Origin of the sequence: Paenibacillus piri, assembly GCF_004354045.1 — a bacterium.
In the GTDB taxonomy this organism is placed as follows: domain Bacteria; phylum Bacillota; class Bacilli; order Paenibacillales; family NBRC-103111; genus Paenibacillus_S; species Paenibacillus_S piri.
On the sequence record NZ_SMRT01000007.1, the window covers coordinates 183,789 to 209,550 of the forward strand.

Below are 25,762 nucleotides of genomic sequence, written 5' to 3' on the forward strand. Positions count from 1 at the left end.
TAGCCTATTTACGGTTCGCAAAAAGTGCCGTATGTATCGTAAATCCGGCAATGCGCGCCGGCAAAGGACCCGCCCTCTCCGCTGCTTCTTCGCCGTCGTTAGTTCCGTTCAAATTATTTACAAGCTGCTCTCTTGAATCAATTGGATGATCAAATCCGACGCATGGGTCTGTTCGGTCGTCCGGATCCGCTCCACCATCTGCTCACGACGTTCGTACACCGCGTCGATGCCTGCCGTCAAGGATGCGCCCGTCAGCTCTTCCTCGAAAAGGACTTGCGCATATCCTTGCTTTTGAAACGAGTCGGCATTGAGCAGCTGATCGCCGCGGCTTGCCTGACGCGTCAGCGGAATAAGCAGCATCGGCTTGCGGAGCGCCAGAAACTCGAAAATCGACGTCGCACCCGCACGGGAAACGACCAGCTCCGTCATCGCCAATATGTCGGGCAGCTCCTCATTGATATATTCGAACTGCTTGTAGCCGCGTTTTTTGGCATAAGCCGCGTCGGTCTGCCCTTTGCCGCATATGTGGACGATCTGATACTTTTCTAGCAACCTATCTAGCGATTCGCGGACGGCGCCGTTTATTTTTTGCGCGCCCAAGCTGCCCCCCATGACGAGAAGCACCGGCTTCTGCTTATGAAAGTCGCATAAATCGTAACCGCGAAGCGCTTTGCCCTGCATGAGCTGCTCGCGGATGGGCAGTCCCGTGCAGACGCCCTTGCCGCCCTTGATATACTTCAGCGACTCGGGAAAATTGACGCAAATGCGCGTCACAAACGGAAGCGAAATTTTGTTTGCCAAGCCGGGCGTAATATCCGACTCGTGGCTGATCACGGGAATCCGGTTCAGCCAGCTGGCCACAATGACCGGTACGGATACGAAGCCGCCCTTGGAAAAGACGATCGCCGGCTTCAGCTTCCGCAGCAGCATATACGCCTCACCGACTCCTTTCACAACCTTGAACGGATCTTTCACATTTTTCAAATCGAAATACCGGCGCAGCTTGCCCGAAGAAATATGGTAAAAAGGAATGTCGGTGTGACCGATAATATCGTTCTCAATCCCGTCCCTGGAACCGATATATTGAACGTGCCAGCCGAGACGACGCAGCTTCGCAATGAGCGCCAAATTGGGTGTCACATGACCTGCCGAGCCGCCCCCCGTAAAAACGATGGTCTTCAAATCTATCACCTCCGTCCAGCCGCGCAGCAAGAAACAATCATCTTGAATAGCGGGAAATATTTAATAGAATGCCGAGCGAGGTCAGCATAAGCGTCAAAGACGAACCGCCCGCGCTAATAAGCGGCAGCGTAATGCCGGTAATCGGGAACATCCCGATGACTACGCCGATATTTATAACCACCTGAACGGCAATCATACCGACAATACCTGTGGCCAGCAGGCTTCCGAATGTATCCGGCGCCGTAATTGCCGTGCGTATCCCGCGCCAGACGAGCAGCATAAACAAGATAAGAACGAAAGTTCCGCCTATAAACCCCAGCTCCTCTGCAATGATCGAGAATATGAAATCGGTTTGCGGCTCGGGGAGGTAGTTGTACTTTTGACGGCTCATGCCGAGTCCTAGGCCGACCAGGCCGCCTGGTCCAATCGCATAAAGCGACTGGATGATCTGATAGCCGGTATCGAGTGGATCCTGCCACGGATCAAGAAACGAGGTAATCCGCTTTAACCGGTATGGCGCGGCGATAATAAGCCCGACAAATCCGGCGAGCCCTACCATGGCGAGATAAGACAAATGAAGCAAACGGGCGCCGGATGTATAAATAATAAGCAGCGCCGCTCCGACAAGCACGACTCCCGTCCCCAAATCCGGCTGAAGCATGATCAGCCCGAACGCAGAGGCAACAAGGCCGAGCGGCGGCAGCAACCCTTTGGTAAATAATGTGATTTTGTTCTGCTGTTCGGACAACAGCTTGGACAAATATAAAATCATGCCGATCTTCATAAATTCGGACGGCTGTACGCCGAAGGAGCCGATGCCGAGCCAGCTGCGCGCGCCGCCGCGAATAACCCCGATGCCCGGAATGAGTACCGCAGCCAATAAAATGAAGCAGACGATCAGGGCGATTTTGGCATATTTTTTCCATATTAAGTAATCGACGTTCATCGTGAAAATCATCGCTGCGACGCCGAGAACGGCAAACAAAAGCTGTCTTTTCAAATAGTAATAGTAATCGCCAAATTCATGAAAAGCGAGCACCGCACTGGCGCTGTACACCATCACGACGCCGATGACCAGCAGCATCAGCGTGCATATCAACATCGTTGCATCCGGAGCAGACCGTGCTTTTCCCATACATGCCACCTCAACCTTATAAAAATGGTAGGGGCAGGCTTGTATCCCCCCCTTTTACAGGTTATGCACGGACTGCCTAAACATTCTTCCCCTTTCCTCGTAGGAAGGAAACATGTCCCAGCTGGCGCATGCCGGCGAGAGGAGCACAATATCTCCGGCTTCGGCCATAGCCATCGCTTCGCGAACCGCCGTATCGACCGTATCCTGCACATTGTTAGCAGTATCGACCGATTTCACAAGACTCATGCCTGCCAAAGCGGCGACATGGGTAATTTTCTGCTTCGTTTCCCCGATGGCGACTAGGCCTTTCACGCGATCTTGGAAAACCGGCAGCAGCTCCATATAATCCGAGCCCCGATCCAATCCTCCCGCAATGAGAATAATGCCCTGCCGCTCGAACGATTCGATCGTTTTGATCGTCGCCGTAGCGTTGGTCGCCTTCGAATTATTGTAAAACTGTACGCTGTCCTTTGTGGCGACATACTCCAGCCGGTGCTCTACCCCGCGGAATTCGCGGAGCACTCCGGCAATGACATCCAGCGAAACGCCGGCCGTAAACGCCGCGCAGACGGCCGCCAGTGCGTTCTCGATATTAAAGCTGCCAGGAATGCCCAGCTCTGCAACTGTCAGAACAGGATGCAGGACGCCTTGTTTGTCCCGGTATACAATTCGCCGATCGGCTGCAGAAACGCCGGGAGCGTTCATGGAAGGCTGCACAAACATACCGTACGCCAGCTCCTCCTTAATCGAGAAAGGCAGTACCGACGCCTTCACTTCGCCGGCAAGCCGCCGGCAAACGGGGGCATCCCAGTTCAACACCGCTGTATCCTCCGCCGTTTGGCTGGCGAACAGCTTCGCCTTGGAGTCTATGTAATCGTCCATCGTCCCATGGTAGTCCAGATGAGTTTCATATACATTCAGCAGGCACGCCACCTTGGGCCGGAAATCGCGCGTGCCTTTCAATTGAAAGCTGCTGAGCTCAACCACCATCGTATTCTCCGGTCCGGCTTCCAAAGCCGCTTCCGTCAGCGCACGACCGATATTGCCGGCTACAATCGGCTGCTTGTTCGCAGCATCCAGCATCAAGCCGATCCATGTGGTGGTGGTCGTTTTGCCGTTAGAGCCCGTAACGCAGATCATCGGAGCCCGGCAGACGTGATAAGCGACCTCCACCTCGGTTACAACCTCGATGTTTAATTGCCGCGCGCGTTCCACCGGTTCCACGGTGTACGGGATGCCGGGATTTTTGACGACAAGCTTTACATCCTCGTGTATGATGCCGGGCGGATGACCGCCGCAAATAACAGAAATACCCAGAGCCGTCAATGGTTCGGCTTCAGGGCATTGGTCCAGCTCTTTTTTATCGTTGACGGTCACTTTCGCGCCGTATTCATGGAACAGCTTCGCTACAGCCACGCCGCTGCGCGCCAATCCCAGAATGACGACATGTTCGTTTCTGTACGTCCGGGGATGCTTCATTGTCTATAACACCTCATTCAGATAAAGTCCGATACCCGCCAGCACGATGCCTGTCGCCCAAAAAGTTATAACGACGCGCCATTCGGACCAGCCCACCAATTCAAAATGGTGATGAATCGGGCTCATTTTAAATACGCGCTTGCCTCTCGTTTTAAAGGAAATGACTTGAATAATGACGGACAGCACCTCGACGACGAACACGCCGCCGATCAGAATGAGCAGCACTTCCGATTTCGTCAATACCGCGACGAGCGCCAACCCCCCGCCAATGCCGAGCGAGCCGGTATCGCCCATGAATACTTTGGCCGGATGCGCGTTAAATACGAGAAAACCGAGCACCGCGCCGACCATCGCAGCGGAGAAAATAGCGGTGTCGTGCTGCGTCAGGTTCAAGGCAATGATCGCGTAAGCGCCGAACGCCACTGCGCTCGTTCCGGCCAGCAGGCCGTCCAGTCCGTCGGTAAAGTTGACGGCGTTGGAAGTCCCCAGCATCATGAGCGCAACAAACGGGTAATACAGCCAGCCCATCGGGATGGTATAGTCGATCAACGGAATGCGCAAATCGGTGCTGTGACCGATTTGCGCCAGCAATATACAAACGATGACCGATACGATCAGCTGACCGAGCAGCTTTTGTCTGGCCGTCAGCCCCAGGGAACGTTTCAGTAAAATTTTAATATAGTCGTCCAAAAAACCGACCAGTCCGTAACCTAACGACGCGACCAGCAGAATGACCGTTTCGATGCTCTTATCGGCAAATCTCAGTACAACAAGAGCGAGCGCAAGCAAAATAATCGTACCGCCCATCGTCGGCGTGCCTGCTTTTTTCAAATGTCCCTGCGGTCCGTCCGTACGGATTTGCTGGCCGAATTTCAGCCTTCTCAAAAGAGGTATAAATAAAGGCCCCATGATGACGGTCAGCAAAAATGCCGCCCCCAGAGCGATCATGACCACATTAAAATCCACTGTTGTTTCCCCCTAAAACTTATACTACGCAATCATTTTCGCCCCGACCTCGCTATCGCGTGCAGGCCGTTATACTTGCCGGAGCAGCTCTACGACCTGCTCCAGCTTCATGCCCCTCGAGCCTTTGACCAGCACGACGTCGTCAGGCGAGGCAAAAGAGGCCACTGCCTGAGCCAGACGGCTTTTGTCGTCGAACGCATACACCCGGCCGGGCGCGAACGACTTCGCCGCTTCATCGGCAAGCTGCTTGGCGAGCGGACCGAACGTATACACGCGTTCGATCTGCTGCGGGTCCAGCATGCGTCCGATTTCGCGATGAAACTCGGCCTCCTGCTCGCCCAGCTCAAGCATATCGCCCAAAACGGCGATTTTTCGGCCATAACCCTCCAGCTCGGTCAGCAGCTTGACGGCCGCCCGCATCGAAGTGGGGCTGGCGTTGTACGCATCGTTAAGAATCGTCAAGCCGGAAGACGCTTTGAGTAATTCGATGCGCATACTTGTCATAACGCTCGCCCGGAGTCCCTCCGCGATGGACGCCGCGGGTATTCCGAAATGAACGCCTACCGCTATGGCGGCCAGCGCGTTAATCACATTATGAAGCCCGAGCAGCGGAATATAAAATTCCACGCCCGCAAAACGGTTCAGACCGAAACGGGTTCCTGTCTTCTCCGCTTTCACCGCCACCGGGTAATAGGCATGATGACGGCCGGAACCGAAGCTTACACGGTCATAACGGCTTGCTTTCATCCCATGATTCATCCGCAGCTCGGGCAGCATCTGCCCGATTAGCGGCTCATCGCCCAAATAAATAAGCGTGCCGTCCTGCTGAAGCCCTGCCAAAATCTCGGTCTTCGCCCGGGCGATCTCTTCCCGGGAGCCGAGCTGCAGCAAGTGCGCTTCGCCGATATTGGTTATAACCGCAACCTCCGGCTCCGCAAGCTCGGATAATAACCGGATTTCGCCGCGCCCGCTCATGCCCATTTCCAGCACGACGATCTCCGTATCTTCCTCAAGCTGCAGAAGGGTTAGCGGCAGTCCGATATGATTGTTGTAATTGCCGATCGTCTTGTGCACTTTAAAGCCCGTCGACAGCACGGAGGCCGTCATATCCTTGGTCGTCGTCTTGCCGTTGCTGCCTGTAATGCCGATTACCCGGACGTCGAGCTGAGAGCGGTACGACTTGGCGAGCCGCTGCAGCGCGGCGACAGTATCGTCTACAAGAATCAGCGGTACGGACTGCGCCGGCAGCTCGCGGTCCTTCTGCCATAAAGAAGCCGAGGCGCCTTTGGCAACCGCATCCTCCAGAAACAGATGGCCGTCATACACTTCCCCGATAATCGGCACATACAGGTTGCCGGGACTCAGCGTCCGCGTGTCATTGGAAACGCCTCGAATAAGCAAATCGTCGGTGCCGCCGACGGCTGTGCCGCCCGCCATTGCGGCTAGTTGTGCCAAGGTTCGTTTAATCACGATATCGCCCCCTTATCGCTTCCTTGGCCACGAGGCGGTCGTCGAAAGCATGCTTTTTCCCCATGATTTCCTGGTACGTTTCATGCCCTTTTCCCGCTATCAATACTACATCCTTGGAAGATGCGGCTGCAATCGCTTTATGAATCGCCTCTTTCCGGTCGACGATAAGCTCGTAGCTTTCGCCCGATAGACCGGCTTCCTTAATGCCCGGCTCGATATCCTCCACGATGCGCTGCGGGTCTTCATTGCGCGGATTGTCGGAGGTGACATATAAATAATCGCTGTAACGTGCCGTCACGCTGCCCATGACCGGACGTTTCGTACGGTCCCTGTCGCCCCCGCAGCCGAATACGCTAATAATGCGCCCTTCGGCAAACTGCTTGATGGCGGACAATGCCTTATCCAAGCCGTCGGGGGTATGCGCATAGTCGACAAGGACAAGAAAATCTTGCCCTTCGTCCACCACTTCCATCCGCCCGTCGACGGAAGCGACCGACTCCAGTCCCTGCTTGACGGCTTCGAGCGGAATGCCCTCCGCCAAAGCGGCGGCGATGGCTGCAAGCGAGTTATACACATTAAACCGGCCGATCAGCTTCGTTTGAATGTCGACCGTACCGCGAAACGTCGTGCAGTGGAACGCCGTACCCTTTGACGTCATCCGGATCCCGTCAGCCCGCACATCGGCCTCCCGGTCGATGGCATACGTAATGACCTGCGCTGCCGTCATCCGGGCAAATTCCGCGGAAGCCGCATCATCCGCATTCAGCACGGCATAACGTTGTTCGTCCGCGCTGCCCGAATAATCGTTGCCGAGCCGGGCAAACAGCAGCCCTTTGGCTGCCTGGTAACGTTCCATCGAGCCGTGATAATCCAGATGATCCTGCGTCAAATTGGTGAAAACGCCCGTCCGGAAGCTGCAGCCTTTCACTCGGCCCAAATCCAGTCCGTGCGAGGAAACCTCCATTACGCAATAGTCCACACCTTGATCCGCCATACGCCGGAGCAGGCGCTGCAGCTCCGAGGCTTCCTGGGTATTGGTCGCCTGGTTGGGAATGCGCTCGGAGCCGATTTTAATTTCGATATTGCCCATAAGTCCCGTCGAGTAGCGGCTGCTGCTCAGAATTCGCTCCAGCAAATAGGTCGTTGTCGTCTTGCCGTTCGTTCCCGTTATGCCAATGACCTTCAATTCCTTGCTCGGATAACCGTAAAAATGGTTGGCGATAACGGCCATTGCAAACCGCGAATCCTTCACAATCAGCTTCGGCACATCCGCTTCGACTTCATGCTCCGCCACCAAGGCGACCGCTCCGCGCTCTACAGCTGCCGCAGCGAACATATGTCCGTCAGCGGCGAAACCGGGAATGCAAAGAAACAAATCGCCCGGCTGCACTTTGCGGGAATCGGTTTGTATACCGGTAAAGACCGTTTCGCCGTCTCCCGAAATACGGCTTACCGCAAGCAGGGAAGCCAGTTCCTTAAGCTGCATGAGCTCTCCTCCGTTTTTTACACATGGTATCTATTATGGACAAAAAAAGCGCCGATGAAAAGCCTAAATTTTCGAAAACGTTTTTTTCATCTATTGCGACTTGGCCGGCGGGTTTTGCGGCCCCGGATCCTTGTCGGATAGATACACCCGAATGGTGGAGCCTTGGTCGACCCGTGTCCCCGCTTTCGGCACCTGGTTGACGACATAATTGCCGACACCCGATTTGGCCAGCATGAAATTCGAATTCAAATCCTCATAAATATCCGCTACGCTCATGCCTACCAGATTCGGTACATCGACAAGCGGAATGTCTCCGTACACGTATTTGCGCGGCATTTGATCTTTGCGCTGCGGAACATTCATATAGCGCAGCGCATCCTCCATGATGTTCTTCACAAGCGGCGCCGCAATCAGCCCGCCGAACTGCAAGCCCTGCGGGTTATCGACAGCCGCATAGACGACTACCTTCGGATCGTCGGCAGGCGCGAACCCGATGAACGATACGATATGCTGATCGGCGGAATAGCGTCCGTTTACCACCTTTTGCGCGGTACCCGTTTTGCCCCCGACCCGGTAACCGTCGATGAAGGCATTGCGTCCCGTTCCATTGGCTACGACGCTTTCCAGCGTTTCTCTAACCTGCTTGGACGTCTGCTCCGAAATGACCTGCCGCACCATTTCCGGTTTAACCGAGTCCACCAGCTCGCCGGTGACCGGATGGTACCAGGCTCTGGCGACATGCGGCTTGAACAGCTTGCCGCCGTTCACTGCAGCCGAAACCGCGGCAATCTGCTGGATCGGCGTCACCGATACCCCTTGGCCGAACGAAGTCGTCGCCAGCTCGACCGGTCCTACCTTCGGCAGCTTGAACATAATTCCGTTCTCTTCGCCGCCCAGATCGATTCCCGTCTTTTTGCCGAAGCCGAAATTTGAAATATACTCGAACAGCTTCTCTTTGCCCAGCTTTTGCCCCATCGCCACAAAGCCGGGGTTGCATGAATTTTCGACGACCTGCTGGAACGTTTCGCTGCCGTGTCCCTGACGCTTCCAGCAGCGGAGACGCGCTCCGGCAACCTCGATCCAGCCCGGGTCGTAGAACGGATCGGTCAGCTTTACCTTCTTCTCTTCGAGAGCTGCGGCCAACGTAATAATTTTAAACGTGGAACCCGGCTCGTAGGTCATCCAGATCGGCAGATTGCGGTCATAGCTTTCCTTCGGAAATTCTCTGAAATTGCCCGGATCGTAGCCCGGTCTTGCACCCATCGCCAATATTTCCCCGTTGTTCGGGTCCATCATAATGGCAATCGCATGATCGGCCTGGTATTTAAGCATCGTCTGATCGAGCTCCCGCTCCAAAACCGATTGCAGATGGCCGTCTATCGTAAGCTGCAGGTTCATTCCGTCCAGCGGCTTGGAGTATGTGTCGTTCGAGTTCGGCATGAGTCTGCCCGCCGCATCCGACAAGAAGGAAATGCTGCCGTTAACGCCGGTCAGCAGCTTATCATATTTTAATTCTATGCCCGTCAAACCTTGATTATCAATGCCGGTAAATCCGAGAACGTGAGCGGCCAGCCCGCCGAACGGATATGTGCGTTTATTATCCTCGGCGACGACAATGCCCTGCAGCTTCATGGAACGGATTTCGTTCGCTTTTTCCTGCGTTATTTTGCGTCCTCCCGGCTGGATGCGGACGATTAATTGTCTTTGGGTAATTTGCTTCAGCACGTTTTCAACCGGAACCTGAAGGCTGGCTGCGAGCTGAGCCGCAGTCGCTTGCGGCTCCTTGATTTGCGCCGGAATCGCCATTACGGTTGGCGAGCTGATATTGTAAGCAAGCTTCTCGCCGTTCCGGTCGAGAATCTCGCCCCGTTTGGCCGCAAACGGGATGTTGCGCCTCCATGAATCCTCCGCCTTGGCTGCCAATTCCGGTCCCATCCATATTTGAACATAACCAAGCCGCACGATCAGTGCGAAGAACAGAACCGTTCCCACAATCAATGCGGCGAATAGTCGACGGCGAACTGTAACATTCGATGCCCTCATAACCGTTCTATCCCCTCCCGAATGGTTGTCTGGAAGTCATTGCGGCAAAGGCATTTGCCGGTCAGACTTATAGATAGTTTCATTCCAGATTATTCGGGACAACCAGGGGTTAGAACAAGCTGTCCTATAAATTGTACCGGACGGCGGCTGTCAAACGCTGTCCGGATGCCCTTCTCCTTACTGTTTAGGCGGATGAACCGCCTTCTTGGCCGTCTCCTGGGATTTCGACGCATCCGGCTGCTTGGCCGAGGCCGTTTCGTTTCGTTTGGCCGAATCTTTCGGGTCGGGTTTATCGCTGCCGCCGGTCTGCTTATCCGGCAATTTATCGGACTTGGCCGGCGTACCGTCGGATACCGGCGTTTGCAGCAGCTCCTGATACGGCTTCAATTGCAAAGTGAGCAGCTTGCTGTCCCCTTCATTGGCCAACGACTGGGATGCGACATAGCCTTCCCCGACGGATTGGCATTTCAGCTTCATAAAGGAGCAGACCTCCAGCGCGTCTCTTAACGATTTGCCGGTCATATCCGGAATCGACACATCGCCGGAATCCTGCATCGATACATAAATTCGTTGCGTCGAACCTATTTCAGTACCTGCCAGCGGAGTTTGGGCTATAATTTGACTCCCTTTGCCGACCGTTTCAACGATGACCCCGTACTTATTCATTGTCGTTTTGGCCTGTTCGACCGTCATGCCGGCAAGATCGGGCACCGTCGTTTTCGTCTCTTTATCGGTCGTTTTCATCTGCTGCGACGAGGACGGCACTCCCATATAGCGAAGCGTCTGGGATACGATTTCTTTAAATATCGGAGGCGCGACCTCGCTGCCGCCATGGAAGTCCCCGCCGAGATCCGGTTCGTCCGCAATGACCGTAACCAATATTTTCGGGTCCTCCACAGGCGCGTAGCCGATAAAGGAAATAACCCACTTGCCGCTGGCATACCCTTTGCCGCCCGGGTCCACCTTATTCGCCGTGCCGGTTTTACCGGCGACGCGATAGCCATCGATATAAGCGTTTTTCCCTGTACCGATTGCCTTGTCGTTAACTACTTGTTCCAAATATTCGCTGACCTGACGGGCGGTTTTCTCCGATACGACCTGGCGCACCACCTTCGGCTCGAACGTCTGAATCGGCTGCTTCGTTTTCGGATCGTAAATTTCTTTGACGATATGGGGCCACATTAATTTCCCGCCGTTGGCGATCGCCGCATAGGCAGCCGTCTGCTGGATAGCCGTTACGGTCAGTCCCTGGCCGTAAGTTGCCGTTGCATACTCGGCCGGATACTTCATCTTGACGATTCCCGCAACCTCGCCGGGAAGGTCGACGCCCGTCTTGACGCCGAAGCCGAATTTATCGATATATTCCCTGAGCTTGGTTTGTCCGAGCTTCTCGGTGCCGAGCTTGACGAAAGCAACGTTACTCGAACGCTTCAAGCCGTCCAAATACGAAATAGGTCCCCAGCCGGAAATATTCCAGTCATGCAGCCGCTGCCCCGGCACTTGAATCGAACCGGATTGATACATTTCCGTCGGATTAAACAAGCCTTCCTCAACCGTGGCCGCCAAGGTAACCAATTTGAATGTGGAGCCGGGTTCATATTGCGAAGCGACGGTATGATTGATAAAGTCCGATTGGTTCGTCGTTTCCCAGTACCGGTTCGGATTAAAATTCGGGAAGTTCGACATGCCCAAAATTTCCATCGTTTTCGGATCGACCGCAATGGCCATCAAGCTTTTGGGACGATATTTATTGTAATATTTCTCCAGCGCACTCTCTATGTAAAATTGGACGTTTTTGTCAATCGTCAGCTTTACGTTGCTGCCGTCTATGGCCGGCTGGTAATTCACTTTCGCATCCGGCAGCTCTACGCCGTTGCGGTCCTTCTCATAGCTCCGGTTGCCCGGCGTCCCTTTCAAATATTTATCAAGCAGCGCTTCGAGTCCCATGACCGGCTTGCCTTCTTTATCGCTGTATCCAAGAAGATGAGAGGCCATCGTCCCTCCGGTATAAAACCGCTTTTGTTCCTTTTGCAGGTTAATGCCTACATACTTCTGATTAGTTTGAGCCTTTAATTCTTCGATAAGCTTGCGTATTTGATCCGCGATTTCGGCGTCGACCTTCCATCCTTCGTTGCGGATTTCCACCTGCGGGAACAATGTCCCGTCATCGCGGGTTTTATTGATTCTCGCCCTGATTTTATCTTCCAAGGCCGCCAACGCAGCCGGATCGTCGGAAGTTTTCAAAATGTCCGCAAGCCCTTTTACAACCTGGGTTTCGATGTTTTTGCTTTTGATCGTTTTCGGAACAAGCGCTACCGTAAAAGCAGGCGCATCCTCCGCCATCATTTTTTCGTTGCGGTCCACAATCGAGCCGCGAACCGGGCGGAGCACCTCCTCGGCTTCCCACTTTTCCTGCGCCTCGGACAGCAGCCCCGCCCCTTGCACGACTTGAACCCAATACAATCTGCCCACTAGAGCAACAAAAAGGAGGGTAAATACCCCCCCTATTAGCAAAGATCTCAACTTCACCTTCTTGTTCATGCTGATCTCACACTCCCAGTAAGAAAAGTTTCGGTTTGAAGTATTTCGTCCGCGGCTTGCCCTTTATGGAGACGTCTCGGTTTTTTTCTGGTTGGCGGCTGTCGCTGCATTATCCTTGGCGTTAGCTGTCGACTTGATCGGCACCTTGCTGATTTGCTTGTCTTCCGGCGGTACCATCCCGAGCTTCTGGGCTTCCTGACGCAAACGGTCGGGAGTCGACAACGACTCCACCTTATGCTTCAACACGCTGTTTTCCGCCTGCAGCAGCTGGATATCGTTTTCAAGCTTCAATATTTTCGTGTTCATCTCATAAATCTGAGCATAACGCCAAATAATGAGGCTTGCCACGGCAACGCAAACGAGCACCGTAAACAAATAAAGCAGCTTTTCTTGAACTGGAATCGATTTATTGCGGTATACGACTTTTTTGGTCTCTTTAACTGCCGCCTTTTGCTCTGTTCGTTGCTCCACCGCCAAATTCCCATGCATGTATGCAGGCATCTTTTAATCCTCCTCTATCGTACGATTGAAATCATTCAAATTACAGTTTTTCGGCTATTCTCAGCTTGGCCGACCGCGCTCTCGGATTCGCTTCCAGCTCCTCGGGGCTCGCTTCGATCGGCTTGCGGTTCACCAGCTTTACTACGCCCTTGTTACCGCAGACGCACACCGGAAAATCGGGCGGACAAGTGCATCGTTCCACATATTTGGCGAACGTTTGCTTGCAAATTCGGTCCTCCAGCGAATGGAATGTAATAACGGCCGCTCTGCCGCCGGGGGCCAAACAACGGATCGTTTGCTCCAACGCCTCCGCAAAAACCCCCAGCTCATCATTGACGGCAATGCGCAGCGCCTGAAAGCTTCTTTTGGCCGGATGCGGACCGCTCCGCCGCGCTGCGGCAGGAATCCCTTCCTTGATCAATTCAACGAGCTGGACGGTCGACTCGATCGGCCCTTTTGCCCGTGCGGCCGCAATATTCGCAGCAATCCGCCTGGCAAATTTCTCCTCGCCGTATTCAAAAAGTATTTTGGCGATTTCCTGCTCGGACCATTGATTGACGATATCTTTGGCAGTCAGCCCGGCGGTGCGGTCCATCCGCATATCGAGCTCCGCCTCGTGGTTGTAGCTGAAGCCGCGTTCCGCCTCGTCAAGCTGCGGAGAGGATACACCTAGATCGAACAGGATGCCGTCGACTTGAGGCTGTCCGTTTATCATTGCCCTCGGTTCCAGCCTGAGCTGTTCTTCCAGATGGCGAAAATTGCTGCGGACCAGCTTCACCCGGTCCTTGTAAGGAGCCAGCCGAACCTCGGCATTGGCAAGCGCGGCATCGTCCTGATCGAATGCGATCAACAGCCCGTGCTCGCTTAGCTTCGATGCGATAACCGAGCTGTGTCCGGCCCCTCCTAAAGTACAATCCACATAGACGCCGTCAGGCTTTATATTCAAATCTTCTATAGCTTCGTTCATTAATACGGTAACGTGATGAAACATGCTGCAGTCCTCCTGTATGTGTTATGCGGCATTAGAGATCGAAATTGAAATCAACAAGCTTTTCGGCGATTTCGTTAAACGATTCTTCCGATTGCTGGGAATAGGATTCCCACATTTGCTTGCTCCAAATCTCAACACGATTAGAAACACCGATAACAATGCAGTCCTTTTCCAGCTTGGCATGCTCAATCAGATTGTTCGGCAGATTCATCCTGCCCTGTTTGTCCAGCTCGCACTCCGTCGCTCCGGAGAAGAAAAACCGGGTGAACGCGCGGGCATCCGACTTCATAAGCGGCAGCGCCTTCAGCTTCTGTTCAAGCACCGCCCATTCCTCCATCGGATAAACGAACAAACATTGGTCTAAGCCGCGGGTGACGATGAAGGATGTTCCCAGAGATTCACGAAACTTGGCCGGCACAATCATACGTCCTTTATCGTCGATGCTGTGCTGGTATTCGCCCATGAACATAAGAACCTTCACCCCTTTCCACCACTTTACCCCACTTTCCACCACTTGTATAGGATAAATTCTCCACAAAACAAAAAAATCCTGCCGGGAAGCAGGATTTCACAATTTTTTTTATTCGGTTTCGTTCGACGAAGCTTCATGTTTCGACACGGCCGGCAATGCCTCGCTATTTTCCGCAGCCAGTTTTTTGCGGATTTCGACCAATTTCTTCTTCCTGGATCTCCTGTATAGCCATAACGGCACCCCGATCACGGCCAAAACAAGCGCAACCGGCAAAACCGCGGCAATCGCAACGATCAACCACTGGAAAGCCAGGGACAGGATAGCCGCGCTCCCGTTCAGCGCAGCTGCCGCCCTTTGAAACAACGGTCCGCCGTCCCGGGCTTGAATGACGGCGGCGGAGCCGAGCTTCTGCGACATTCGGACTTCAATCGTGGAGAAAGCCACATTTTGCTCCAAGTACCTCATCCGGCCTTTAATCCGCTCTATTTCTTCCTGAACCTTGCTTAATTCATTGGAAAACGCCAACAGCTCGTCGGTTTTCGCCGCCTTCTCCATAAACGAGATCAAACGGCTCTCCACAACCTGCTTCGCCTTCAGCCTCGAGGTCAAGTCGACATACTCCTCGGATACGTCCTGCCCCTGCATGCTCTTTTTCGCCGACGGGCTCATTTTCTCCAATTCCCCAAGCAGCGAGCTGAAACCGTTGACAGGCACTTTAATGACAAAAGTACCGCTCTTTTCATAAGTGGTCTCGCCTTCGCTAAATTGCAAAATGTAGCCGCCGGACCGACTGACCGCTTCTTCGATCCGCGCCTGCGCCTCGGCATACTTCTCCACCTGCAGCGTCACATTCGCTTTGTAAATAATTTTGCGGTTGACGCCGCTGTCCGGGACCGCCCCGCCGTTAAAGCTGTCCGCCGGCTTGGCGGCGGCTGTGCCCGACTCTTGCTTGGCCGTGCTTGCGGTGTCGGCCGACTGAAGCGATGCGGAGCCGCCCGCCGCTGCGGCGCTGCCGACGCTCTTTTGATCGGCGACGGCCAGGTTTTCCATCGCCATCCCGCTCGTGGACCCGGCGGCGTCTTTGTGCTGCTGCGCGCTTCCGCAGCCCGACAAGACTACGGCCAGCAGCGCCAGCACGGCCAAGCGCTTTGCATTCGCCCGCAGCGTACGCTTCTCTCTCTTTTTGAGAAGCGCATTTTTTCCCAATACCCCCGTTCGTTTCATTCGGATTCCCCCTATTGAAATCAAACCTGTGACAGTTGAAGCGGCATCGCTGCCGCGATTCAGCCGACACTATTTAATAAACGCCGCAGCAAGAAGGATTGTTGCAAGTTATTAGCATACGGCGAAAATTATTCCAAGCGGAAACCTGCATTAAAACGGCAAAGTACCTTAAACTCCACCTCACAGTGGTTTTTAAGGTTCTTTGCATGAATGGCGGGATTCAATTTTTTTTTGGGGGGGGCTGCTCTTTGGGGATAGCCCTTCCGCTAGCGGATCAATGCTCGGTCCAGCTGTCCAGGTACGCTTTTTGTTCCTCGCTCAACGCATCGATGGAAATACCCAATGAAGCGAGCTTAAAGCGCGCTACTTGCTCGTCCAGCTCGTAAGGGACGTTCACGACCTTTTGTCCGATCTGCTTGTAATTGTCGTTCACATATTTCAGAGACATCGCCTGAAGGGCGAATGTCATATCCATAATTTCCGCCGGATGACCGTCGCCTGCCGCCAGATTGACGAGACGTCCTTCGGCGATCAAATAAAATTTACGGCCGTCCTTCAGCTGGTATTCTTCAATGTTGCGGCGAACGGTACGCTTGGATACGGACAAAGCCTCGAGCTCCGGCTTGTTCACTTCCACGTCGAAATGACCCGCATTGGACAAAATCGCGCCGTCTTTCATCACTTCGTAATGCTCGCCGCGGATACAATCGCGGTTGCCTGTAACGGTGACGAAGAAATCGCCCACTTTTGCCGCTTCCGTCATCGACATGACAGCGAAGCCGTCCATGTACGCTTCAACGCCTTTAATTGCGTCAACCTCGGTTACGACGACGTTGGCGCCAAGACCTTTGGCGCGCATCGCCACGCCTTTGCCGCACCAGCCGTAGCCTACGACGACGACCGTTTTGCCCGCAACGACCAGATTCGTCGTCCGGTTGATGCCGTCCCATACGGATTGGCCAGTACCATAGCGGTTGTCGAACAAATATTTGCAAAACGCATCGTTAACGGCCACCATCGGAAACTGCAGCGAACCGTCTTTTTCCATCGCCTTCAGGCGCAAAATGCCGGTTGTCGTTTCCTCGGCGCCGCCGCGCACTTTTTGGAGCAAGTCTTTGCGTTCCGAATGCAGGGCCGAAACAAGATCGCCGCCATCGTCAATAATCAGATCCGGCTCGGTTTCCAAAGTTTTAATAAGCAAATCTTTATATTCCTGCGGGTCCGGGTTATATTTCGCGAATACGGTAATACCGTCCTCGACCAGCGCCGCGCATACGTCGTCCTGGGTGGACAGCGGATTGCTGCCGCAGATGGCCACTTCGGCGCCGCCGGCTTGTACCACCTTGGCCAAGTAAGCCGTCTTTGCCTCGAGATGGAGGGAGATTGCGACTTTCAGCCCTTTAAACGGCTGCTCTTTCTCGAACTGCGCGCGAATCCGGTTTAAAACCGGCATATGGGCGTTTACCCAATCGATTTTCAAGTGGCCTTCCGGCGCTAACGACAAATCTCTGATGATGCTGCGTTCCTTTGTGTTCATTTGAACATCCTCCTGCATGGTATATTCGATAAGGATTGGTCGTGCCCAAAAGCCCAAATCACAAATAAACGATGTTATGCCGTCCGTCTGGCTCCAGCTCGCTGTCCAACAGCTCTTCCAGCCAAACGGTTCCATATTTGTTTAAATACGCTAATACATTATACACCCGCTCCTGAGGTTTGCCTAGTGGCAGCACGGACGCGCCGATGCGCTGGAACTGCCGGAGCGACGCATCGAATTGGGTGCGTACCGCGTCGGACGCTTTATGCTCGAGAAACTCGATCTGCTCGATAATTTTAGTCATATTCGTATCGCCCAGCTTGCCGAGTCCCGGATTAACGCCGGCGATCAGCTGTACAAGCGGCTGGTACATGTCCTTGAACTGCGTCTTGACCTGACCGAACCGGTCTTCCAGGTTTAAAGCGTCCTGCTCGCGCAGCCATTCCTGCTGCTTCTCCTCCAGCCGGCAGAGCACATCGTCGAGAGACAAATGGTATTTGGCCATATTTTTTTGCACAGTGCCTTCGAGCAGCGTAAATTCCATCCGCGGTATAACGATCGGCATCTGCATGCCGAGCCGGTGAAACGCCTCGCGCGTCAGTGCCCAGTAGGCAATCTCGCCGGGGCCCAGCACCGTTCCCAGCACCGGAAATAAATAATCCTGCATCAGCGGCCTGGTCATGACATTATTGCTTAACCGCTCCGGAGCCGAATCCGCCCAGTCGAGCAGCTGCTGCCTCGAGTAGCTGCGTTCGCGCTTGCGGTCGGTGAATCCGTCCGACGCTTCATCCGCATAAAGCAGGATGCGCTCCCCGCCGTCGATGACGAACAGGTTCGCGTTGCGCTGCTGCATCTCGACCTGCGACGCGTAGCCGAGCGATTCCACCTTGTCTTTTCCTTTCAACACGGCGGCTTGCAAGGGACCATGCTCCTCGATCAGCCTGTGGAACATGGCGGATTCCAAGCTGCGCAGACGCGGGTCGTCCGCGTTCATCAGCACCAAACCGCGCGAGCCGAACAAGCGGGCCATCATTCTCGCGAAAAAATCGACCAGACTGCGCGACTCCTCGGCGATCGCACGCAGCGAGCCCATCCAGTCCGCCTTGAACTCGGTCGGCATCAAGGATGCGTCCAGCTGCTCCAAAGCTTCCTCCCATTGCTCCGGCGAAATCGCCAGCCGGCTTACGGAGCTGCGGACACCGCTCGGGTGATCGAGCTTAATTTTATTCACCTGCGCGTCCTGAGACATATAGTACATATGATTCACTTCGTCAAAATCATGATCCTCGCCGGCAATCCAGAATACGGGCACTACCGGCCGGCCAAGCCTGGCGGAGGCGATCTGCGCCGTCCGGATCAGCGTAACCGCTTTATAGATGACCAGCGCCTGGCCGGTAAACAAGCCTGCCTGCTGTCCTCCGACGATGCACAGCGTCCGCTCGTCGCCGAGCAGATCGACGGCCTGCAGCGCCTGCGGCGCGCCGCCAATCTCCGTATTAAACTGGCGCAACGCTTCCGCCAGCCGTCCGCGATCCGCCTGCAAACGGCGTTCCCGGTCCAACCAACCGGCGCGCCGCTCCCATGATGTGACGTCCTGCGGATTATACTCAAATAAGGCTTCAACCAAGTCGTATCGGCGTATATAATCCTCGGTCAAAGGCTGGCTGGATTTCCATTGAATCGATTCTATTTTCAACACGGCAGCAGCCTCGCTTTTCCCCTAGTATCACTTTCTTCTTGATTGTACACATGTTGGATGAAATCGTCAAAGCGGAGCCGGGTCCTTCCGCGGTACCGCGGCATTGCCCCGAAAATGAAAGAAAAGCTTCTGATCGAAGCCCTTTCGATGAAGACACATACGTGTTTTGGATGTTGCTTTTCTTGCGATATCAGAAAGCTACAGCTCCGCTGAAAACTTATACTTTCTGGCGTCATTACAAAAAGAGCCTGCGCACCAGGCCCCTGCTTCGCAAATAATTCATATCCGCCTTCATCCCAACTCGGATTTGCGGCTGAATTTCAACACCTTTTCGATGGCATTCGCCAGCTCTCTATAGACGTCCGTCTCCACCTGGGCACGCAGCTGCGTTTTGGCGAAAACCTCGCCCTGGTCCGTCGAAACGTACTTGGGCGGCAAATGGTTGAGCGCAATCGCGATGATATCGCTCTGCAGCTTTTCGTTCAAATCGCTAACCTGCTGCTGATGCAGCATCAAATCTTTCAAGCAGCTTTTCACGATATCTTCCATCAAATTATGTACGTTCATCACTTGGCCCCCTTCTCAGCTTGAGACAATATATTTGCCGATGCCGATGAAAAGCAGCAGCACATAACTGGCGGATAATACGACAAACCCCAGCCTCAACAGCGATTTGACGATTTTGTACAGATTGATTCTGCCCTTGGTCCGGTTTTGCAGGTTGCCGATCAGACCGCCCGCAATGAGAAAAAGCAGCACCACCGCCCACAATCCGAAGCCGGTGCCGAACAATTGCCGCGTCATGACCGATACCGAGCCGATTAAAAATATCGTCGTCACGTCGATCGCCGCATGCGTAGACCGCTTCTTATCCCGGGTAAGCCAATAAGCAATTCCCCATACCGCGAAAAAAGAAACAAACGGCACTAATGCCAAAAACGTATAAATAGCTTGCAATACAGCCAAGAGTCCGTTCAAGCAGACCACCTGCTTTATTATATTATAGTTCCCACTGCTGCTCGATGGACCGGATCAATTGCTCCATCGTCTCATGCACCGGCATCGGGACGCCCGTTTCGCGGGCTTTATGCAGCAGCCCCCCGGTGATGGCCCCGGCTTCCGTCGGCCTTCGCGCCTGCACGTCCTGCAGCATCGAGGAATGATTGCCCGACGTAAGTCTGCATACATTCTCCAACTGCTCCCATAGATCGGGAGCGAGCTCGATGCCCAGCCGTTCGGCCAGCATGCGGCCTTCCTCGTATAATGAACGCATAAGCGCTTTCGCGGCGGGAAGCTCGAGAAGCAGCCCGTTAGGTACCTGCAGCACGGCAGTGAGCGGATTAATAACCGCATTGATCATTAATTTATTCCAAACTTTGCTAGTGATATCGTTCGACACAGAAGTACTGAATCCTGCATGACTCAACATGTTTTGTATTTTTTTGACTAAAGCTTGATCATTTTCCGTCGTATGTATCGCTTCCTCAGCGCCAAGCCATGTTATGCCCACGCCGGTATGGGCTACATGCCGCGGCGACAGCCTGCGCGCCCCTTCCGTAGTAACGGCGGTCAGCAGCCGGGCGGCCGGAATATGGCGCCGCAGCCTCTCCATATGGCCGATCCCGTTCTGAAAGCAGACCAGCCTGGCGGAGGGCTTCAGCTGCCTGGACAATACTGCGAGCATGTCGTCCGTAATCGCCGTCTGCTTCACCATCAGCAGGACTACATCGGGTAACTCCGCCGGATTGGCGACGCTAGCCGCGGCGGCTGCCTCATCAAAGCTCAGCGCGGCCGGATAAACGTGAATATCGGCTTCGGCGACTCGACCGCTTTCATCTGCGAAATTTCCGGGAGCGGCATAGGCGTTCATCCGCAAGCCTTGCTCCCGTATCAGCAGAGCCTGCTCGCTCGTCCTCGTTACGAGCTCCGCCTCCGCTCCCGATATCGCCAGCTTTGCGGTCAGCAGCATTCCCATCGCTCCGGCTCCGATCACTCTGAGTTTCATTCGAATCCTTCCTTCCATCCCAGTGTACTAGGCAGCTTGTATTTGCTGCTCCTATCATAGCAACGTCCGGTTGTGTCTGAAAAGCTTTACCATCGCCATAAAAAAAGAAAAAACCTGCAAGCGCAGCGCCTGCAGGGCTTCTCTCAATCTATTCTTTCTAAATTGCCGTTTGCGTCCATTTTAAACCGCGCCTTGTTTTCATCCTCTTCTTCCACGAGAAACGCAAGCTTTCGGGCCCGGTCCATAATTTGAATAAGCGCTTTATAATCATCGTTGACTACGCGGTAGTCCGTTTCCACATCGTTCACCTGCTTATTCAGCACGTCGTTTTCGCCGCGCAGACGGTCCAGCTCATCCTGCTTCTCGTTCAATTCCTTTTCCAGATGACGGATATGACGGGCCATCTCATGATAATTGCCCTTCCATTGGCGAAGAAAACGTATTACCGCGTCGATGGAAATAGACTCCTCCGTAAAGGAATCGATCGATTTGACCGGATCGCCATGCTCCAATACCGAGACGCTGCCCGATACGGCGGCAAATGCGGTATGCTTTTTTTGCTGGTTTCGTTTTTGACGCTGCGCTTTGGCAATCTGAATGGCGGCCTCGTATTTTTTCCTGACAAAACTATTCCAGCGGAAGCCGCATGCGGCCGATGTTCTGCCTATTTTTTCGCCTACCTCTTCAAATGCGGATAACTGTGTGCTGCCGTCCCTAATATGCCGCAGGGTCACCTCCGCCAATATTAAATCGTCCTCTTCGCTCCAAGCGTCCTGTCTTATGGCTGTCATACAATAGCAGTCCTCCTAACCCCTTGTAATCAGTTGCCCTCACCCATCTATTGAAAGCAAGGCATGGAAAAGTTGAGTTAATTAATCTCTATGCCCATAATAGAGTTCATAGAATCGTTTTCTACTATTTTGTATTGCCATTTTTTTAGGGACTCATACATGGTATAGGCTGCAAAAGGGCAAGCTATGCTGAAAGCATGCAAATCTGCGGTCGTTTACTTCTGCAGCTGCTGCCGGCAAAGCCGCAAAAGTAGCAATTTCGTCACCGATTTGACATTTACACTGTATGATGCAACGGTTATAATGGTCAATAGTAAAGTAGTGCAGGCAGAGAGGGGGGTTCGGAATGGATCGCATGTTTCGCGTTCTTGGCTTTTGGACGCTTGTTATAGGCCTCGCGGCATTAGCCGGGGAAATGGTACCGATGGCAATGCTCTTTTTCGCCCAGACAGCAATTTTCGTACTGTTAGGATATTTGAAATTGTCCGAGCGTGCCTACATATTTATTTTTTGGGGGTATATGCTTCTTTCGTTCACCGGTTTCACTTACTGGTCATTTTTCAAAATGTCCGTGTAACCTGTGCCCGCAGCAAGCTTCCCCAAAAAAAGATGAACTGCCTCACGGCAGTTCATCTTTTTTTTGGATCAGCACCTTGAACAGCTCGCTCATCTGATCGCTCAGCAGCAGCTGACGAACCGCCCGGTTACGGCGCGCCGCAGGACTGAACGGATCCTGGGAAGCAGTATCCTGCAGCTTCTGCAGCAGCCCGTTTTCGACGAGGAACTGCTTCTGCGTCATGTAATGGGCGAGCCGCAAGCCCGCAGCGCCACCGTCGCGAATCAATCCGCTGAAATCGACATGGGACGTTATATCCTGATGGCCCGGATCGGCATACGGGTTATCGTTCGCCAGATGATTGCGGTAGCACATGAGCGTCCCTTGCATCCGATGCGGAGCGTACAATTCCTCCGCGCGGTCGCCGTAATCGATCGTTACCAGCTGACCGCTGCGAATCGCGCCCGCGATCTGCCGGATCCAGGCCGACGCCGCCAAATTCAGCTCCAGCCGCTGCCCTTCCGCCAGCTTGATCCGTTGCCTGCGCAGCTCCTCCAGTGCGGCCGCCAACGAGCCGTCTTTCAGCGGCAGCAGCTTTTCGCGGAAATGTCCGCCCGCCTCATCCCACTCCGTAAATATTTCATAAGGCTGGCCGTCTTTTATTTGAACGCGATGTACAGGAAATGCATCGATCAGCTCGTTGGAAAAGACGATGACGCGATTCCACGGCCCTTCTTCCAGCCACTGACGCCCGGTCCGCCACGATACCCGCTTCTCATGCGAAGCGAGCCGTACGGCTTGAAGCTCGCGATGATAGGAGCTCGTTTCCACCGAAATGTAAGTCAGCCGCTCGTAAACCGGATTCCAGCTTCGTCTGAGCTCGTCCAGCAGCTGCTGCGCCAGCTGACCGCTGCCTCCTCCCCACTCAATGAGCGTTATCGGCTGCTCAAGCCCCATCAACTTCGCTTGCCCGGCTATATATTGCGCCAATACCTCGCCGAATAAGCCCCCGATCGCCGAGCTTGTGTAAAAATCGCCGGATGTCCCGACCTTCTCCTTATTCTTCATATAGTATCCGTACAGCGGGTGGTACAGGCACAGCTCCATATAGGCTTCAAAAGAAATCGCCCGGTCGGGACTTTCCTCAATATGATGGCGAATCAATCCAATTAAATCGCTTTGATTAGACACTTTTCACCTTCCCCCATTATCTTTCCAGACGCCGCATATCGATTTCACAGCTTCGTTACAGATGCAACCTTTTCACTAAAGACAAAGCAAGGCGTAACCGCTATAATAGATGGAGCGTCGAGACAAATACCGCTATATTTAGACGTAAAATGTAACCTGGAAGGAGCCATCCGCGTTGTGGCTGTAAAAAAAAGAAAACATACCGCACGTGCAACCGTGCTGATCTCCGCCGCGCTCATGCTGCTCGTAACCGGCTGTACGGATAATAAACAGCTGAAAACCGATCTGCTGCAGGCAGTTCATAAGCAGGAGGAAATCAAGAGCTATCGCTTCACCGGCTCCATCGAACTGAAAGCGGACGCATCGCTGCTAGGTCAAGCCAGTCCTTTTGCGGCTGCACTCTTTGCCATCCTCAAAGACAGTAAAATCGAATACGACGGTATTAGCGCTATGGAGCCGTCCCGATTGGAAACGACGCTGAAAGTGACGCCTTCCGGAGGCAGCGCGATTGACATCCCCGTCCTCATTAAAGATAGCAAATTGTTTTTTCATATGCCAGCTTTAAATAAAGACGATGAATATATGATGCTGCCCGTGCAGCCTAAAACGCCGGGGACCGATTCCGGCAATACGGAGCCTTTAAAAAATACCGGTCGTCTATCCTCGGCTATCCAGCAGCAGCTGCTGGACGGCATTGATCCAAACTGGCTGCAGCCGTCCAAAGAACCTGTCACGCTGGCCGACGGAACAAGCGCCAAACAAATTACGCTGACGATAACCGGCAAAAATGAACAGGCACTATCCGAAAACTGGGACAAATCGCTTCCCGGGCTCATAGAGCTGTTCAAAACGAACGGCCTCGCCTCCGGATCGTCGCTGGATGTCTGGCAGGCTGCGCTGAAGCAGATCAAGTTCCGTGCGCCCACTTCCGTCACGATTCTTATTGACAAAGACGGCTACATTCACGAGCAAAAATGGGATGTAGCTTTCACATCAGGCGCCAGCACGAACGAAAATCATCTCGTTTGGAAGCAATCTTTAACCGATATCAATCAAAATCCGGCCTTCACCAAGGACATTCCCGCCAAGCAAAAGTCGCTGGATGAGCTGCTAAAGCTTACGAAGCCTGCTTCCGCGCCCGCTGCCAAAAAATAATTTTCGCCATCATCCGCTTGCTTACTTTGGAATCAACTTATGCTTCTTCCTGCGGAGAAGTATTTTTTTTCCTTTCCGATCATAAAGTTGTGATAATCTTAAGTTGTCCCGCTTGCTCCAAACTTTCCTGCTGAAGGTTTGGAGTCAACGCTTTCGAAGTAACTTTCCTTCGGAAAGTTTGGAGGAGGACCCACTCTGATGAGACTAATTTATCAGGCCGCCTGTCTCATCCTCTGCCTGGCTGTCGCGCTGTCCTTGTGCCGGCCCGCCGCGGCGGCCAATACGGAAGAAACAAAGCAGCTGCTTCAAAAAGGGTTGACCGTTTACGAGGCCGACCAGGAAATCGCCCGGATCGAAAAGCAGGAGAACGAGCTGGTCCGCCGGCTCGCTTCGACCGAACAGGAACTCGCAGCCCAACAGGCGTTGTCCGCCGAGGCGAAACGGCATGCCGCCAAAGTGCTGAGGGCCTATTACATGGGCGATCGCGAATCGCTGTGGATGCTGCTCTTCTCGATCTCCTCCTTCAAGGACGCATTGTCGACGTTCGAATATTTGCAGATGATCATCCGTAACGACCACACCGCTTTGAAGCGGTATTCGGATAATCAGAAGCAGCTGCAGACGCTGTCAGCGTCGCTGATCTCCTCCAAAACCGCGCTGCAGCAGACGAAGGAACGCTATATCGTGCAAAAGGAAAAGCTCGTTCAGCTCCAGAAGCAGCTGGATGAAGATTTGGCCAAGCAGAGTGAAGCTGCGGCCATTATTCAGCAGATGGCGAATCTGACCGTACAGTGGCAGGAAAAGGGCATCCCGTTGTTTAAAATGTATTTCCAAGCGATGGGCAAGGCGATGAAGCAGCTTCCTGAAATTATTTCCGATACGAGCAATGGTAAAAATAATCATCTTATTATTAACGGTCTGCAGTACACGTTTCAAATTACCGATCAGGAGCTGAACCAGTTTCTCCGGGGCAAAAATGAGCTGTTCCGGAATATGACGTTCCGGTTCAGCGATTCGCGGGTCGTCGCCACAGGCACGCAGGACGGCATGGAAGCATTTATTCAAGGAAAATATGAATTGGCGGTCAAAGATGATCAACAAGGCAAGTCTTACGTCCGTTTCCGGATCGAGCGGCTGCAGTTCAACGGATTCGACCTTCCCTCCACCACGATCGAGGCGATGGAAAAGGAGTTCGATCTCGGGATATATCCGCAATCGCTGGCTCCCTTTTTAGTCGTTACCGGGGTCAAGCTTGAGGCCAACAGGCTGAGCCTGATGCTGAAGCTCGCTTTATAGACAGCCGAAGAGCTCATATCTCGAATTTGTCCGGGAAAGAGG

The 25,762-nt window shown here is 53.6% G+C and carries 22 protein-coding genes; 3 read left to right on the forward strand and 19 right to left on the reverse strand.

Going from position 1 to position 25,762, the window contains the following annotated elements; all coding sequences use genetic code 11:
* Positions 1-117 precede the first annotated feature (117 nt).
* The 18 genes from E1757_RS16500 to E1757_RS16585 all read right to left on the reverse strand — a co-directional run bounded on the left by E1757_RS16500 (position 118) and on the right by E1757_RS16585 (position 21,522).
* A complete protein-coding gene (locus E1757_RS16500) occupies positions 118-1,182 on the reverse strand; it encodes an undecaprenyldiphospho-muramoylpentapeptide beta-N-acetylglucosaminyltransferase (protein ID WP_133230026.1) in 1,065 nt (354 codons plus the stop codon).
* A 37-nt stretch (positions 1,183-1,219) separates the two neighbouring features.
* Positions 1,220-2,317, reverse strand: a complete 1,098-nt coding sequence (gene spoVE / locus E1757_RS16505; RefSeq protein WP_133230028.1) for a stage V sporulation protein E — start codon at positions 2,315-2,317, stop codon at positions 1,220-1,222.
* 54 nt (positions 2,318-2,371) lie between these two features.
* On the reverse strand, positions 2,372-3,796 hold the full coding sequence (murD, locus tag E1757_RS16510; protein ID WP_133230030.1) for a UDP-N-acetylmuramoyl-L-alanine--D-glutamate ligase: 1,425 nt from the start codon (positions 3,794-3,796) through the stop codon (positions 2,372-2,374).
* A 3-nt stretch (positions 3,797-3,799) separates the two neighbouring features.
* Positions 3,800-4,762 (reverse strand): phospho-N-acetylmuramoyl-pentapeptide-transferase, encoded by a 963-nt coding sequence (gene mraY / locus E1757_RS16515; RefSeq protein WP_133230032.1) that lies wholly within the window; start codon positions 4,760-4,762, stop codon positions 3,800-3,802.
* A 69-nt stretch (positions 4,763-4,831) separates the two neighbouring features.
* Complete coding sequence (locus tag E1757_RS16520; protein WP_133230034.1) at positions 4,832-6,232, reverse strand: UDP-N-acetylmuramoyl-tripeptide--D-alanyl-D-alanine ligase; 1,401 nt, start codon at positions 6,230-6,232, stop codon at positions 4,832-4,834.
* Positions 6,225-7,718 carry a UDP-N-acetylmuramoyl-L-alanyl-D-glutamate--2,6-diaminopimelate ligase gene (locus E1757_RS16525; protein WP_133230036.1) on the reverse strand — a complete coding sequence of 498 codons (1,494 nt, stop codon included), beginning with the start codon at positions 7,716-7,718 and terminating at the stop codon, positions 6,225-6,227. The genes E1757_RS16520 and E1757_RS16525 overlap by 8 nt, the downstream gene beginning before the upstream one ends.
* 90 nt (positions 7,719-7,808) lie before the next feature.
* Positions 7,809-9,761 carry a stage V sporulation protein D gene (locus E1757_RS16530; protein ID WP_133230038.1) on the reverse strand — a complete coding sequence of 651 codons (1,953 nt, stop codon included), beginning with the start codon at positions 9,759-9,761 and terminating at the stop codon, positions 7,809-7,811.
* Positions 9,762-9,938: 177 nt separating this feature from the next.
* Positions 9,939-12,302, reverse strand: a complete 2,364-nt coding sequence (locus E1757_RS16535; protein ID WP_133230040.1) for a peptidoglycan D,D-transpeptidase FtsI family protein — start codon at positions 12,300-12,302, stop codon at positions 9,939-9,941.
* A gap of 63 nt (positions 12,303-12,365) precedes the next feature.
* Complete coding sequence (gene ftsL / locus E1757_RS16540) at positions 12,366-12,803, reverse strand: cell division protein FtsL (RefSeq protein WP_133230042.1); 438 nt, start codon at positions 12,801-12,803, stop codon at positions 12,366-12,368.
* A gap of 40 nt (positions 12,804-12,843) precedes the next feature.
* Entirely contained in the window at positions 12,844-13,794 is a 951-nt protein-coding gene (gene rsmH / locus E1757_RS16545; protein WP_133230044.1) for a 16S rRNA (cytosine(1402)-N(4))-methyltransferase RsmH, read from the reverse strand.
* Between the two features lie 31 nt (positions 13,795-13,825).
* Positions 13,826-14,263 carry a division/cell wall cluster transcriptional repressor MraZ gene (mraZ, locus tag E1757_RS16550; RefSeq protein ID WP_133230046.1) on the reverse strand — a complete coding sequence of 146 codons (438 nt, stop codon included), beginning with the start codon at positions 14,261-14,263 and terminating at the stop codon, positions 13,826-13,828.
* Positions 14,264-14,374: 111 nt separating this feature from the next.
* Positions 14,375-15,490, reverse strand: a complete 1,116-nt coding sequence (locus E1757_RS16555; RefSeq protein ID WP_133230048.1) for a DUF4349 domain-containing protein — start codon at positions 15,488-15,490, stop codon at positions 14,375-14,377.
* A gap of 274 nt (positions 15,491-15,764) precedes the next feature.
* Positions 15,765-17,027, reverse strand: a complete 1,263-nt coding sequence (locus E1757_RS16560) for an adenosylhomocysteinase (protein ID WP_133230050.1) — start codon at positions 17,025-17,027, stop codon at positions 15,765-15,767.
* 58 nt (positions 17,028-17,085) lie between these two features.
* Positions 17,086-18,726 (reverse strand): bacillithiol biosynthesis cysteine-adding enzyme BshC, encoded by a 1,641-nt coding sequence (gene bshC / locus E1757_RS16565; RefSeq protein ID WP_342774573.1) that lies wholly within the window; start codon positions 18,724-18,726, stop codon positions 17,086-17,088.
* 291 nt (positions 18,727-19,017) lie between these two features.
* Complete coding sequence (locus E1757_RS16570) at positions 19,018-19,293, reverse strand: late competence development ComFB family protein (protein ID WP_220446506.1); 276 nt, start codon at positions 19,291-19,293, stop codon at positions 19,018-19,020.
* Between the two features lie 15 nt (positions 19,294-19,308).
* Positions 19,309-19,704: a DUF3397 domain-containing protein gene (locus E1757_RS16575; protein ID WP_133230054.1), complete on the reverse strand. Its 396-nt coding sequence runs from the start codon at positions 19,702-19,704 to the stop codon at positions 19,309-19,311.
* Between the two features lie 22 nt (positions 19,705-19,726).
* The gene (locus tag E1757_RS16580) at positions 19,727-20,731 is read right to left on the reverse strand and encodes a ketopantoate reductase family protein (RefSeq protein WP_165972154.1); all 1,005 of its coding nucleotides are present in this window, start codon (positions 20,729-20,731) and stop codon (positions 19,727-19,729) included.
* Between the two features lie 143 nt (positions 20,732-20,874).
* The gene (locus E1757_RS16585) at positions 20,875-21,522 is read right to left on the reverse strand and encodes an RsfA family transcriptional regulator (RefSeq protein ID WP_133230058.1); all 648 of its coding nucleotides are present in this window, start codon (positions 21,520-21,522) and stop codon (positions 20,875-20,877) included.
* Positions 21,523-21,868: 346 nt separating this feature from the next.
* Here E1757_RS16585 and E1757_RS16590 point away from each other — a divergent pair, with 346 nt between their 5' ends.
* Complete coding sequence (locus tag E1757_RS16590; RefSeq protein ID WP_133230060.1) at positions 21,869-22,099, forward strand: DUF2626 domain-containing protein; 231 nt, start codon at positions 21,869-21,871, stop codon at positions 22,097-22,099.
* A gap of 42 nt (positions 22,100-22,141) precedes the next feature.
* On the opposite strand, the gene E1757_RS16595 is transcribed toward E1757_RS16590, so the two are convergent.
* A complete protein-coding gene (locus E1757_RS16595; RefSeq protein ID WP_246079225.1) occupies positions 22,142-23,269 on the reverse strand; it encodes a class I SAM-dependent methyltransferase in 1,128 nt (375 codons plus the stop codon).
* Positions 23,270-23,446: 177 nt separating this feature from the next.
* On the opposite strand from E1757_RS16595, the gene E1757_RS16600 reads away from it, so the two are divergent.
* A complete protein-coding gene (locus tag E1757_RS16600; RefSeq protein WP_133230062.1) occupies positions 23,447-24,424 on the forward strand; it encodes a hypothetical protein in 978 nt (325 codons plus the stop codon).
* 198 nt (positions 24,425-24,622) lie between these two features.
* Positions 24,623-25,720 (forward strand): hypothetical protein, encoded by a 1,098-nt coding sequence (locus tag E1757_RS16605; protein ID WP_133230064.1) that lies wholly within the window; start codon positions 24,623-24,625, stop codon positions 25,718-25,720.
* Positions 25,721-25,762 lie beyond the last annotated feature (42 nt).